General features: G+C 53.1%; 15 protein-coding genes and 1 pseudogene. 5 read left to right on the top strand and 11 right to left on the bottom strand.

All coding sequences use genetic code 11. The features are described from left to right. Window positions 1–79: 79 nt before the first annotated feature. Window positions 80–865, top strand: coding sequence for a Mu transposase domain-containing protein (locus AO388_RS30405; RefSeq protein WP_442963825.1), 786 nt, complete (start codon window positions 80–82; stop codon window positions 863–865). Continuing rightward, the gene (gene istB, locus AO388_RS20385; protein ID WP_012723152.1) at window positions 862–1,611 is read left to right on the top strand and encodes an IS21-like element helper ATPase IstB; all 750 of its coding nucleotides are present in this window, start codon (window positions 862–864) and stop codon (window positions 1,609–1,611) included. The genes AO388_RS30405 and istB overlap by 4 nt, the downstream gene beginning before the upstream one ends. Before the next feature lie 204 nt (window positions 1,612–1,815). Here the strand turns inward: istB and AO388_RS30400 are convergent, their stop codons facing one another. The 10 genes from AO388_RS30400 to AO388_RS20345 form a co-directional block, all read right to left on the bottom strand. Beyond that, on the bottom strand, window positions 1,816–1,905 hold the full coding sequence (locus AO388_RS30400; protein WP_311138688.1) for a DUF4113 domain-containing protein: 90 nt from the start codon (window positions 1,903–1,905) through the stop codon (window positions 1,816–1,818). A 169-nt stretch (window positions 1,906–2,074) separates the two neighbouring features. Beyond that, a complete protein-coding gene (locus AO388_RS20380) occupies window positions 2,075–2,455 on the bottom strand; it encodes a COG4315 family predicted lipoprotein (RefSeq protein ID WP_012723153.1) in 381 nt (126 codons plus the stop codon). Window positions 2,456–2,576: 121 nt separating this feature from the next. Continuing rightward, window positions 2,577–2,771 (bottom strand): hypothetical protein, encoded by a 195-nt coding sequence (locus tag AO388_RS20375; protein WP_032657047.1) that lies wholly within the window; start codon window positions 2,769–2,771, stop codon window positions 2,577–2,579. A 3-nt stretch (window positions 2,772–2,774) separates the two neighbouring features. Further along, on the bottom strand, window positions 2,775–4,064 hold the full coding sequence (locus AO388_RS20370; protein WP_058417012.1) for a cbb3-type cytochrome c oxidase subunit II: 1,290 nt from the start codon (window positions 4,062–4,064) through the stop codon (window positions 2,775–2,777). A gap of 3 nt (window positions 4,065–4,067) precedes the next feature. After that, entirely contained in the window at window positions 4,068–5,525 is a 1,458-nt protein-coding gene (locus AO388_RS20365; RefSeq protein WP_046722265.1) for a cbb3-type cytochrome c oxidase subunit I, read from the bottom strand. Next, window positions 5,518–6,024: a c-type cytochrome gene (locus AO388_RS28935; protein WP_012723156.1), complete on the bottom strand. Its 507-nt coding sequence runs from the start codon at window positions 6,022–6,024 to the stop codon at window positions 5,518–5,520. The genes AO388_RS20365 and AO388_RS28935 overlap by 8 nt, the downstream gene beginning before the upstream one ends. Then, on the bottom strand, window positions 6,021–6,383 hold the full coding sequence (locus AO388_RS20360) for a hypothetical protein (protein ID WP_224265906.1): 363 nt from the start codon (window positions 6,381–6,383) through the stop codon (window positions 6,021–6,023). The genes AO388_RS28935 and AO388_RS20360 overlap by 4 nt, the downstream gene beginning before the upstream one ends. Window position 6,384: 1 nt before the next feature. Then, on the bottom strand, window positions 6,385–7,620 hold the full coding sequence (locus tag AO388_RS20355) for a molybdopterin-dependent oxidoreductase (protein ID WP_103388956.1): 1,236 nt from the start codon (window positions 7,618–7,620) through the stop codon (window positions 6,385–6,387). A gap of 59 nt (window positions 7,621–7,679) precedes the next feature. Next, complete coding sequence (locus AO388_RS20350) at window positions 7,680–8,672, bottom strand: YVTN family beta-propeller repeat protein (RefSeq protein WP_012723159.1); 993 nt, start codon at window positions 8,670–8,672, stop codon at window positions 7,680–7,682. Between the two features lie 158 nt (window positions 8,673–8,830). Beyond that, the gene (locus AO388_RS20345; protein ID WP_058417011.1) at window positions 8,831–9,727 is read right to left on the bottom strand and encodes a LysR family transcriptional regulator; all 897 of its coding nucleotides are present in this window, start codon (window positions 9,725–9,727) and stop codon (window positions 8,831–8,833) included. A 115-nt stretch (window positions 9,728–9,842) separates the two neighbouring features. Here AO388_RS20345 and AO388_RS20340 point away from each other — a divergent pair, with 115 nt between their 5' ends. Further along, the gene (locus tag AO388_RS20340; protein WP_012723161.1) at window positions 9,843–11,012 is read left to right on the top strand and encodes a TDT family transporter; all 1,170 of its coding nucleotides are present in this window, start codon (window positions 9,843–9,845) and stop codon (window positions 11,010–11,012) included. An 8-nt stretch (window positions 11,013–11,020) separates the two neighbouring features. Here the strand turns inward: AO388_RS20340 and AO388_RS20335 are convergent, their stop codons facing one another. Beyond that, entirely contained in the window at window positions 11,021–11,629 is a 609-nt protein-coding gene (locus tag AO388_RS20335; protein ID WP_012723162.1) for a uracil-DNA glycosylase, read from the bottom strand. 45 nt (window positions 11,630–11,674) lie between these two features. Here AO388_RS20335 and AO388_RS20330 point away from each other — a divergent pair, with 45 nt between their 5' ends. Together AO388_RS20330 and AO388_RS29720 are read left to right on the top strand one after the other, a co-directional pair. Further along, entirely contained in the window at window positions 11,675–13,102 is a 1,428-nt protein-coding gene (locus tag AO388_RS20330; RefSeq protein ID WP_012723163.1) for a cytochrome ubiquinol oxidase subunit I, read from the top strand. 3 nt (window positions 13,103–13,105) lie between these two features. Further along, window positions 13,106–13,192: pseudogene (locus tag AO388_RS29720) on the top strand (hypothetical protein); the annotation flags it as partial. Window positions 13,193–13,256: the final 64 nt, after the last annotated feature.

Below are 13,256 nucleotides of genomic sequence, written 5' to 3'. Positions count from 1 at the left end.
GGCCGGCAGGTTGAAAAAAACCGGCTTGGAAATGAAGACGGTGCGAACGGGTTAATTTTTCAGCGTCTCCCTAGGTGAGATTGCTGTTCAACTGGTACAAAGATTCGTTCTCGCAAGGCTGAGAGCGAGCACCTTTTTTTCCTTAGAAGAGCTCAACGAGAAAATCAGCTACTGGGTTGATGAGCTAAACAGTCGAATCACTCGAACGTACCCTAAGAGCCGAACCAGCCGCTTCCTTGAGCTTGACTATCCAGCCCTCAAGCCGCTCCCAGAACATAAGTACAGCTACAGCAAGTGGGTGTATCAGGTTAGGGTAGGCAGCGACTACCACGTACAATTTGAAGAGCACAGCTACTCGGTTCCTTACCACTTCGCGAATCTTCTTGTCGATTTGCGCGTGCGAGACGATTGGCTCGAAATCATTCATCAGCGCCGTCTCATCGGCTCGCACAAGCTCAATCGTCAGCGGGGCACTAGCACTCTCAAAGAGCACTTGGCCCCGAATCACAGATATTTCCAGGACTCCCAGCCGGAAGCTCTGATTGTCTGGGCTGAGACTATTGGGCCGGAAACGCTCCGTTTCGTGAAGGACAACCTCAACCTGCGGAAAGATTTCTCGACCGGTTTGAAGGTCGTTGTTGGCCTGAAACGTGACGTTCGCAAAGGGGCAATCACACCGTCACGCCTTGAGTCCGCGTGCGGCTATGCGAATAGCTTGAACATCCTAAGTTCTGAGCGGCTGCGTTCGATCCTTCGGAACGAATCTGACCTGCGCCCCAACTACCGAAGATCCGCCCCCTTGGTCGAACACGCCAACATACGTGGTGCTGAATACTACGCCTCACAGGGAGATGAGCCGCTATGAAGTCAATCCTCGATACTGCCCAAAACCTTATGTCTCTTGGTCTGCACGGGATGGCAGCAGCCTACGAGCGTCAGCTTGAAACACCGGCGCTGCTGAAAGAACCATTCGAAACAAGGCTTGGTTTAATGATGGATGCCGAAAATAGCGAGCGTGAGAGCAGAAAGGTTGGACGTTTGCTAAAGAACGCAAGGCTTCGTGAGAATGAAGCCACAATAGACAGCATTGAATTCAAGGCGTCTCGAGGCATAGACCGCAATACGGTCATGTCCCTTGGTGAGTGCGAGTGGTTAGCGCGACGTCAGAATGTGATCATCACGGGCGCTACGGGCACTGGCAAAACCTGGCTCGCTTGCGCACTCGGAAACCAAGCCTGCCGCCTTGGGCGAGCGACGCTGTATCGCACTGCCACGAAGCTTTTTGAAGAAATCTCACTTTCTTACGCTGACCACACCACGCCTAAACTACGTCGGCATTTGATCCGCGCAGAATTATTAGTCATAGATGATTTGGGCATCGGTGGCATTGACGCCCAGTTGGGCCCGTTCCTCCTGGACGTTATCGACGAGCAGTCACAGAACGGCTCATTGTTGATTACAAGTCAGTACCCTAAAGAAAAATGGTATGACCTGTTCTCCGACCCCACGATTGCCGATGCAATTCTTGACCGTATCGTTCACAAGTCCCACGTTATAGAACTGAAAGGCGAATCAATGCGAAGGATCAAAAGTCGCAAACGGTTGCAATAGGATCCGGTGTTTATCCAGGTGGGCAATACGAATGCAATTGGTCAAATTGAATGCAAGCAGTTGGTCAAATGCAACGCAATCACCTGTTTTTTCAATAATGTATAATTGGCGGGATTAAGATTTTTGCTATGCTCTTTGAATCATCCTACCTTAATCAGATCTGAGGGTTGAAACCTTTAGTAAGTCCCAGCCCCAGTGCTAGCCCTATTTAAATTTAACAGTCCAGAGGTGATCCAGCTGGGTTGTGCAAATGGGGCTTAGCATCTGGCGCTTCATACCCCAGTATGGCGTTATGGGAACATCTCAAGAGCGTACGGTGCCTCGGCCCCATTTTACGTTGATCTGATCCATCATGCTTTGTGAGGCGCAGCGGCCGCACGTTGGCGGAACTATCAGGTAGTTAAACTTCTAGTTTGCGCCACTGACAAAGCCAGGGCGCATGCTAGCCTGTTAATTAATGAGGTTACGGTTTAGCAACGTGCCAGACTTGGTTGACACCGTCGCCGGTTGTATCCCCTGGCTTGGTATCTTTGACCCAGCTGTAAAGTGGCATGCCTTTGTAAGCCCATTGTTTTGTGCCATCGTCTCGAGTGACGACAGAATAATCATGATCCGCTTTGGCGTTTGCCGACACTGCCAGAGGTGGCCAGTTTGCAGCGCATGGCCCAGTGCAGACCGACTTGCCCGAGGTGTCCTTACCGAACGTGTACAGAGTCATTCCTTTCGCGTCTACGAGTACTTTTCCCTTGTCTGTTTCAGCAACCTTGACTGGCGCGTCGGCGAACGCAAAACCAGATATGCAGCAGACGGCAACAGCAGCGGTGAGGATCATTTTTTTGAACATACGTATTCCTTTGGTTTTTGTGAATTTTTGTAGGCTCGCCTGCTATTTGAAATAGTACGCGACCAGACAGTAGACGAACGCCAGACAGTTCTATTCCAGTTCCGTAAAAAACTTCCCAATATTATGTTTTACCGGAACCCTGATCTTTCCCCCCCTGTTGATCCAATGGCGTTCTTATTTGAGCAAAACGACGTTCACGCTCAAGCATCACGAGCTTGGGCGCCTCACTCCACAGCCGAAGTTCAGGGCTGACCCACCAAGCTACAACGAATGCAGAAACGATCAGGGTCATCACAATTACCATTGAAGCAAACATGATTCACTCCTGCTCGGTAGGTTGGTATAGCGTACGCAAATAGGTAACTACAGCAGTTCGTTGTTCGTCCGAGAGCACTGCTTTCCAGGGAGGCATTGCCGTACCTGGTATGCCTTCACGCAAGACGTTCTCCAGATACGCCGTGTTGCCTTTCTTCTCCCAGAAGTTCGCGGGGCGTGGGGAGAGCCCGCGAGATGCAGGCCCATTGCCCTGGCCACTGGCACCGTGGCAGCTAGCACAATTGGTGGAAAATAGAGACTGCCCAAGCGCTACGTCGCTAGACGGCAAGGCGCGCTCGTCCGCTGTATGCAGGCTTTGCACATAAAGCGTGAGTGCCACCAGCGTTGAGTTATCAAGGTCTCTCCAAGCGGGCATTGCTGTCCCGGGCCTGCCGTTCCACAAAACATCGGCTAAATGCCGGGTTGTAAATTGTGCATCGCGCAGGTTAGCCGGACGTGGCAGCAACGTCGGCGCCGCTAAGCCATCACCTGTTCCACTCGGACCATGGCACCCGGCGCAGTTCTCCGCGAAAGCCGCTTGTCCCAGACGTAATGCGATCGAGCGGTCATTTGCGTTAGTAGGTATCACAAAGCCAGGCACTGGCCCATCCAAGCGAGGTCGCGCGGCGATTGCATCTTGGCTTACATTGAGTGACGCCGACATTTCTTCATCTGCCATGCTGTCGTGCGACATCGCGTTACTGCTCTTCTGGGTTGATTGTTGAGCTTCAACCTGCGCCTGAAGCGGATCGTCATAACCCGAAACTTTTCTAGCTCTACCAAGCGTCTGTAAGTAGGCAACGAGGTCAATTCCATCCGATGTCGGTTTGTTGGCATCACCTTTAAACAACCAGGGATAGCCAGGCATTACAGAGTCACGAACGACATATCGAGGATTGAATAGGTGGGTCAGATGCCAATCATTACTTCGTACCTCGGTTTCCCGAGCTAAATCAGGACCAATGCGGCGAGTCCCCCAGAGTTGTGGGTAGTCGTATTTCGTTTCCCATGCTTCAGTGGGCGCCCCCCAGCGACTGACGTCCTGAGCTACGAATCGTACTTGTTGAGTATGACAATAACCGCACCCTTCGCGGGCATATACAATGCGCCCTCGTTCTTCTTTCGCGGAATACTGTTGCATGTTGGCAGGTGCACGGGCCTCGATTTCCTTTTGCAGTTGCTTCCCAGGCAATATCCCGAGCAGCATAAACGACAAGATAAAGAAGCCGATACCGGCTACAAATATGATCAGATAGGCGCTATTGAACAGGCGATGCTTGGTAACCGTTTGCATACCTTAAACTCCCGCTAACGTAGGGTGAATGACGGGAGAGGTACTTACGGCAGCACCGTTGTTTCGGGCTCCTGTAGTTAGGCCCAGGAAAAACGCGATGAAGCCTGCCAGAATCGGCAATCCGCTTAGGTCTCTGATCCACCAGTACGCCAGAGATGCGCGTACAGAGTCCATCCACGGCGCGGTGGTTTCCCATATTTGTGCCTGTACCAAACCGCCGGCCGTTAGTGTGGTGAACATGGCCAGTAGGCCGATAGTTATCAGCCAGTAAGCCCAATTCATCGCCGCTGCGCTGTAGCGGTTGTTTGGTATACGCTGCCAGGCATGGGCAATCCCGCCAGCGGCAACGAAGGTTGCAAAACCCAGCATCGCGAGATGCGAATGGCCAATTACCCAATCGGAAAAGTGAGTCAATCGGTTGACCGGCATCAGAGCCTGGAACGCGCCCTGCAAACTGACGATTAAATAGAACACCGTGCCCGTCCAGACAAACCTCAGAGGGACATCGCTTGCGACTGTCGAAGCTTGGCCTCGCAGTGACATCAGTTGGTTGAATACAACTAGTATCACGTCCATGCCCAAATACACGGAGGCGATAATGGCCGCCTTCTGCGCGTCCATGGGGATAGCCGAATAGACGTAATGGTGAGTGCCATTGAGCGGATAAAAAAAGAATAGAAACCAGAAACCGATCATTGACAAAAAGTGGCTATAGATAGGTCGATTGGTGGCGGCCGGAATAATGTAGTAAGAGATCGCAAGTACAAATGGCGTAACGAACAAACCCACTGCGTCGTGAATCCAAAGCCCGCTGAATGCAGCACCTTGCGCGCCGGGGATAAATGCAGGCGCGAAATTTCCTACTGGATATGCAAGCAGCGTAAATACGGCTCCGCCGATCAGGTACCAAGCCGAAATATACAAGCCTCCTCGTTGCCGCTTAAGCAAGAAAGGCCCCGCGAATTGGGCACATACCAAAATCAGACCGAGTACTACCACTAGGTCCACGATCATTGGGAACTCCGCCCATTCTAAAGACTGTATTGCGAACCATGGGCTATCGAGCCCGAGGGAAATAAGTAACCATCCGGGCAAAAGGACACCAAGATTCCAAATATAGAAAATGACCCAGCCCAATCTGCGACTGAACACCGGGCGATCAGCCAGGCGCGGGACCATGTGGTAACAGAACGCAAAGAAAGCATTGGCAAGCCAACCAAAAAAAATACCTTGTGTGTGATCGAACCTCAGGCGACCCCAGGTCAGCGCTGCGTGGCTACTCAGCAGATCGGGCATTGTCAGCTTCAGAGCAACAAGCAGGCCCGCAAGAGCTGATAGAAACAGTGTGATCACTGCTGCATAACCGTGGGCTTTGATAAGATCGTAATCAATGCGCGGCAAAATATCCGAGGGTTGATTCGCGTCTAGAGCATGCTCTGTTCCAGCTATCAGTCTACTCATGGCTTAGCTCCTTCAACGAAACGGTTTTGGAGCGGCTTAGAATCCATGCTGCCGTTCCTGATCGCTCCTCCGGCGTCAGTGTTATGTCCGTAGGCCCTGCAGAATAACCATCCCATCCTGGTTGGGGATGGGAAATGGCAGCGACCATGACAGCCAATGCTTCGTGATTAAGCGGCTTCGTCCCAATTACAGATTTATATCGTGCAAGGACTGCATTCCAGCTAGGACCTACCGAACGTTGAGTCGCGTCATGACACCCTGCGCAACGCTGTTGGACCACAATTGCGCCTGCGCCGACCAATGCAGTGGTCAACTCGACCTTATCTGTTGAGTCCACTCGCGACGGGAGAGCATCTCCTCGTCGGGTGATATCCGAGGCGCCGTGGGTGCCGATGACCTTCCAAGATATCAACGTGCCGAGCGCCAATACACCAATCAACATAGCCAATGCAGTTCGGGAAATCCCATGGGCCGATGTGTCGCGAACAGGATCACTCATGGTGTCTCCTTGCCATTGAAGAACATCAGATAATCGATGATTGGTTGTACGGCTTCGTCGGGGATGGGCGCTCCATATTCGTCGCGCATTTTGGCGACCTCAGCCGCCCAGGTTTTACGCGGAAATGCAGGTTGGTTGGTAACGTAACGAGGAGAATGGCAGATCACGCATTGTGCCAGAAATTCGCTGCGCCCCGGACCGTCCGGCAAGTAGGGCTCGTCGTGGGGAACAGTGATTGAGTGCACGGGAGCACCAAAATCGACCTTCGGTTCCTCGGCCGCAAAGGCGCTTGGTATCCAAATAGGTAGGCTACACATCAAGGCAAAAAAGAGCATTCTAGGCTGGAGAAATGTCGTCATCTCACACCACCATTCCAGTGGTTTGTTCGATAACCCGGCGCGCATAGCCTCCCCGATTCCACTGGGTGGTCAGTTGACCTTGCCCGGCGCGGTTGGTGGCGCGGACCTTGAACGTGTATCGGCCTTTGTCAAGGGGGGTCCATACGAAGCGCCACCGACGCCAAGAGAACCGGCCGATCTCGGGGTCGAGCGTCGCATCTGCCCAAGTACGCCCGCCGTCAACTGAAACCTCAACCCGAGCGATACCATCGCCGCCATCATTGGCTAAGCCCTCTAGCATGTATGGATGATTTACAAGCAATAGTTCTTCGGGTTCTGGACGTACGAATACGGAGTGAGTGACAAAGCGGTTGATGGGTACCGTTTTCTTGGAGAGGTTTCCTGGCTCCTCGTTGATCTCTGGATTATCAGGAATTCGGTAGGCTTGGTTCATCCAAATATTGCTTAAAGGTTTATCTAGCACCTCAATGTGAGCCAATGATTTAATCCAGTAAGTCGCGTACCAACCGGGTACCACTAAGCGCAATGGAAAGCCATTGAGCATCGGCAGTGGTGCGCCATTCATTGCGTATGCAACCATCACATCACCATCATTGGCATGGTCAAACTTCAATGACTTCACGATCTTTGGCAAGCCTGGCATTGGCGACTCATCCAGCCCAGAAATTGCCACCTCGACTGCTCCTGCTTTAACACCTGCACGATCAAGGAGGTCCTTGAGGCGAACGCCTGTCCACTGTGCATTTCCCATCGCGCCAAATTGCCATTGCCCACCAGGAGGTTTAGGACCAAACAAGCTTCTGGCATTGCCTGAACATTGGTTCATGGCCACCAGTGTCACGGGCTCGAACTCGTTGACCAAGGCATCAAGAGAAAAAGACTGAGGATTGGCAACCTGGCCATCGAGACGCAGTCGAAAGGTTCGCGTATCGACCTGAGTTGGATACCCCGACAGATGCCACCGAACAAAATAGGCTTCGTTAGGCGTCAGGTCCTGGCGAAAATAATGCAGCGGCGTTTCCAACTGCGGCGGACGATCAGTAATCAGAATCAGTCCCGTTTTCTCTGGAAAACGTACAAGGCGTCGTTCGGACTCTGCGGATTCGATCCTATCTAGTTGCGCCAAGTCCGTTCCAGAAAGGGCTTGGCGCGGAAGCAGGCTAGCGAGACCAGCGCTAGTGGCCAACCCGAGTAAACGACGGCGATTCATCATCCAGAACTCATCACTTCCATTCATTATTATTCACCAGGTCGTGGAGTATCAGCAGGCCCTCGAGAAGGCCTGCGTTGTTTCGATCAGTCAGCCTTGAGCGTCGATACCACCTTGTTGCTGGCGAGATCGACGGTGGAGATGCTCAGGTCCTCGTTGAGGACATAAGCCTTCGACTTGTCTTTGGTGAAGACAATGGCCTGGCGGGGTGCCTTCAAACCGGTCACAGTGGTCGTCACTTTCAGCGTTTTGGTGTCTATCACTGACAGGGTGTTGTCACCCAGGTTACCCGAGTAGACGTGCAGTCCGTCTGGAGTCAGGGCTGCACCGTAGGGGTCTTTGCCCACCATAACGGTGGTTGTGATAGCGCGTTTTTGAGTGTCGACAACTGCGATGCTGTTACTGCCGCTGTTAGCCGCGTACAGCGTATTGCCGTCGGCCGATATGGAGATGGCGCGCAACTTGTTGAAGCCAGTGATCTCACCTTCGATCTTATTGGTCTTGCTGTCGACCAGGGTGATTTTGTCGCCAAGAAAGTTGGTGACATAGACGGTTTTGCCGTCAGGGCTTACTCGGATGCCTTGGCGCGGTTGGGAGAAGCCAGGTACCACAGCTACTGGTCGTTGGTGATCAAGGTCAATAACCGACAAGGTGCTGGCGGCCTCGTTGTTGACGTAGAGCAGGCTCCCATCCTTGCTGAGCGTGGTACCAAAAGCACCTGCACCTAACGGAAGATCTGCGATGACTTTTAATGTTTTGGTGTCGATCTTACGAACGACCCCTAAGCTGCTGTCGGAAAGGTAGAACACATCGCCGTTTGGAGAAAAGACAATGTTGCGTGGCGTGATATAGCCGGTGAGAACCTGACGAACCTTGCCGGTTTTCAAGTCGTAGACCACCACGTCAGGACGCTGACTGTAGGAGACTACGGCTGTCGATTCGTCAGGGCTGACAGCCAGTGAGTTGTTATGAATATCACCATCGAAGGTCCAGCGATCTTCCGCTGCCGACGCACTCATTGATGCGGCGAGCGCGATACCCAACGCCAGTGCAGTCACTGTTTTCTTGATCACATTCATCAGAGGTTCCTCACAAGGGGCAGCCAGGCGTGAGATTGCGCCTTGGCAAATGCAGCTCGCTGATTGCTGCTAGACAATGAGTTGACCTTAAGCGCTTGGGATAAATTCCGAAAACAAGTTGTTGTGGTAGTAGTTACCTACTTTTCAAATAGATTTCGTTAGCTTTGGCTCGCAAACTGAGTGCAACTTTGCCAGAACCGTTCAAGTCCGGACGAGATGAATTTTTCCCGGTGGCGGATCAGAAAAAAGCGCCGGCTCAGCCCAGGCAACGCATGCGGCAGTTCAATCAGGTCTTGAGAAGTCAGCAGATCCCGAACGACCCAGCTCGACAGGCAACTGATGCCGATGCCTTGTGCAAGGACGTGTTTGATGGCTTCTGAGCTGCCGATCTGGCGGGTTTCAGCGAGGTCGTGCAGGTGACGCAACAGCAACTGTTCGACTTCCTCCCGAGTGCCCGAGCCAGGTTCGCGGAGAAGCCACTCAGCAGTACGCAGGTCATCAAGGGTGACCTGCGACTTGAGTGCTAAAGGGTGACGTTGGCCCGCTACAATGAGCAGTTCATCTACAAGCCAAGGTTCGGCACTCAGTTCGGGCAAGTGGCACGGTCCCTCAATCAGTCCCATATCAATCTCGAAATCTGCGACCTTCCGGGCGATAGCCATGCTGTTGGCCATATCAACATCGACCCGCAGGTGCGGAGCCGATTGGCGTAACTCGCCAAGTATCAATGGCAAAACATAGTTGCCTATAGTGGTACTACAGCCTACCCGCAAGCGAGTCTTCAGCTCTGCATGCCCTGGAAGGAAGCTGTTTTCTATCTGCAACGCGTTCTCAAGCATGCTTCTGGCCTGGGGCAGTAATGCTTGGCCGTTATTGTTTAACACCAAGCGTTTGCCTACGCGATCGAAAAGCCGGGTATCCAAGGCGCTTTCCAACTCGTTGAGTGCGGCGCTGGTGGCCGATTGCGAAAGTGACACAGCGATGGCCGCGCTGGTGGTGCTGCCCTGTTGCGCAATGGCGCAGAAGATCTGCAATTGACGTAGGCTTAACTTCAATTTTCTACCTCTTTAACAGGTAACGTAAACCTATACTATCCGTTTAGCCGCTAACCTCATCAAGCTATACTTCAGGCAAGTCACATTGAATGAACACTGAAGCGGGAGCGCGAAAATGAGTGATACACGACTCGCAGCGATTATGGGCGGCAGCCATCCACTGGCAGCATTGTCCAATCCACGAGAAGCGATCCGGCAGTTCACACCTAACTGGTTCGCCGCCACGATGGGCACCGGGATTCTGGCTCTGGCTTTGGGCCAACTGCCATTTGCCGCGCAGTGGCCCAAAGTGTTAGGTGAAGCCTTGTGGTTTTTCAATATCGCGTTGTTTTGCCTCTTTACGGTGTTGTACGCAAGCCGCTGGGCCCTGTTCTTTAATGAAGCCAAACAGATCTTCGGTCACTCCACCGTGTCGATGTTTTTTGGAACCATCCCCATGGGGCTGGCGACAATCATCAACGGATTTCTCCTTTATGGCTTGCCACGCTGGGGGGATGGGGTTGTCGCTTTAGCTGAAGTCCTGTGGTGGATCGATGTCGCCATGGCGTTGGCGTGCGGGGTTCTGATCCCGTTCATGATGTTTACCCGCCAGCAGCACAGTATCGACCAGATGACAGCAGTATGGCTGCTACCTGTGGTTGCGGCCGAGGTAGCCGCCGCCAGTGGTGGGCTACTGGCGCCGCACCTTGCTGATGCGAGTGCACAGTTCACCCTGTTGATCACCAGCTACGTGCTATGGGCATACTCAGTGCCCGTTGCCTTGAGTATTCTGGTGATTCTGCTGCTGCGCATGGCATTGCATAAATTGCCTCATGAGAGCATGGCGGCATCGAGCTGGCTTTCATTAGGGCCCATTGGTACTGGTGCGTTGGGGATGCTGGTACTCGGCAGCGACGCTCCGGCGATCTTCGCCGCTCATGGAATGGCCGGCATCGGAGGCGTTGCCGAGGGCATTGGCTTGATCGGTGGTGTGCTGTTTTGGGGGCTTGGATTGTGGTGGATGGTTTTGGCGCTGCTGATTACCGGTCGCTACTTCAGGGAGGGTATTCCTTTCAACCTCGGCTGGTGGGGTTTCACCTTTCCGCTAGGCGTGTATGCGGTGACTACCCTTAAATTGGGCTCCATGTTGCACCTCGCGTTCTTCAATTTTGTGGGCGTGGTACTGGTATTGCTGCTTGCGATCATGTGGATCATCGTCGCGGCCAAAACTTTGGTAGGCGCGTATCGCGGCAACTTGTTCATCTCGCCCTGCATCGCCTCGCTGAACAAGATGAGCAAACCCTGAACCTTTGGCTACTCAATCGACTGTTTGGCGTCACGCAGCGTGGATAGGATGCGTTGCCGAACACTCGGGTGAGTGCAAACAGAAAGCGGGCTGGGGTGTGGCATCTCGAGCAATGAGATATCGGGAAAGGCGTGTCGAACCCGCAGCATCGCCTGCTGAGCGACACGTCCGGCAAATACGACAGTCGCGAGATCAGGAAAATGCGGAAGCAGCGTGATTAGCTTCTCAATTCCCTCCTCAATTTGCGCCCTGCGGAGCGACGCCTTGGGCTTTTCAAGATCGGGCAGCCAAGGATATAGATTCCAGATAACGGTCTCTCGGCGTTCCAACCCAACCTGTTCCATGAAACTTTTGAGGTTGCGTTGTGCAGGCCCCGGATTGTCTCGTGAGACATACCGTGCACGACTGACCGTTCGCGCGGGTGACTCTAGCAATATCAATATTTTGGCGTAGACGCCGCCATCCAACGGATCGAAATACGGCAAGGTTTTGTCGCCCGTGGACTGGGAAATCACCCAGCGCGTCAGTTGCGCAACGTTCGGCATCAGCAGAAAAATTTCTCGCGCTTCAAGCGAAATCCCGAGGGGGGCGGTGCCTTGGTGAGTCGACACTGACAAGACGCTTCCTCTATTGATACGAAATTGCCATTAGGAGGCCACGATATGTTCGATCTTCAAGCTCTTGACCTCGCGCGAATGCAGTTCGCTTTCACCGTTTCATTCCACATCCTGTTCCCGGCAGTTACCGTCGGGCTGGCTGCTTATCTAGCAGTGTTGGAAGGTCTTTGGTTGAGGACGCATGACAATACCTATCGGACCTTATACCACTTTTGGATCAAAATCTTCGCAGTCAACTTCGGTATGGGTGTGGTGTCAGGATTGGTCATGGCGTATGAGTTCGGTACCAATTGGAGCAGATTTTCGTATTTCGCCGGCCCTATAACGGGGACCCTACTGACCTACGAGGTACTGACGGCTTTCTTTCTTGAAGCTGGATTCTTGGGTGTGATGCTTTTTGGTTGGAGTAGAGTCGGCCGTGGCCTACATTTCTTTTCTACCGTGATGGTGGCCGTTGGCACCTTGGTTTCCTCGTTCTGGATTCTCGCCTCTAATAGCTGGATGCAAACCCCACAGGGCTTCAAAATTGATCATGGTCAAGTGATTCCGATGGACTGGCTGAAGATTATCTTCAATCCGTCTTTTCCTTACCGCCTGGTGCACATGTCGATTGCTGCCTTCGTGGCAACGGCGTTCTTTGTCGGCGCTTCAGCAGCCTGGCACCTGTTGGGAGGTCGCGATAACCCGGCCGTCCGTCGAATGTTATCAATGGCGATGTGGATGGCGTTGATTGTGGCGCCGATACAAGCCGTGGTGGGCGATGCTCACGGGTTGAACACTTTGGAGCATCAGCCGGCAAAAATTGCGGCAATAGAGGGCCACTGGGAAAACGTGGGCAATGAGCCGACGCCGTTGATCCTGTTTGGCTGGCCCGATATGAAGGCTGAGAAGACCCGGTTTTCCGTCGAGATTCCCTACTTGGGCAGTTTGATCCTTACCCACAGCCTGGATCGTCAGATTCCTGCCTTGGCATCCTTTGCGCCGGAGGATCGCCCCAACTCGACTATCGTGTTCTGGTCGTTCCGTATCATGGTTGGCTTGGGAATGCTGATGATTTTCACTGGACTGTGGAGTCTATGGTTGCGAAAGCGCGGCACGCTCTACCGGTGCCGCTCGTTCTTATACTTCCTGATGCTTATGGGGCCGTCAGGGCTGATCGCCCTATTGGCCGGCTGGTTTACCACTGAAATCGGTCGTCAGCCTTGGGTAGTGTATGGACTGCTGCGCACTGCCGATGCTTCGTCGAACCATAGCGTGGCGCAGATGAGCATTACCTTAGTGCTGTTTGTCCTGGTTTATTTCGCGCTTTTCGGAACCGGCTTGGGCTACATGATGCGCCTGGTACGTAAAGGACCCCAAAATCACGAAGGCGACGCGCTTAGCCACGGTGGGCCTGGCCATCTGCGAACACCTGCCCGTCCTCTATCTGCCGCCCACGGTGGCGATGCTGATAGCCATCACAAGGGGCATTGACTCATGGGCATTGATCTTCCGCTGATTTGGGCCGTGATCATCATCTTCGGCATCATGATGTACGTAATTATGGACGGCTTTGACCTAGGGAGACGCTGAAAAATTAACCCGTTCGCACCGTCTTCATTTCCAAGCCGGTTTTTTTCAACCTGCC

The organism is Pseudomonas sp. ICMP 10191 (genome assembly GCF_001467335.1).
In the GTDB taxonomy this organism is placed as follows: Bacteria; Pseudomonadota; Gammaproteobacteria; order Pseudomonadales; family Pseudomonadaceae; genus Aquipseudomonas; species Aquipseudomonas cerasi.
This window is presented reverse-complemented; position numbering and strand designations above follow the sequence as displayed.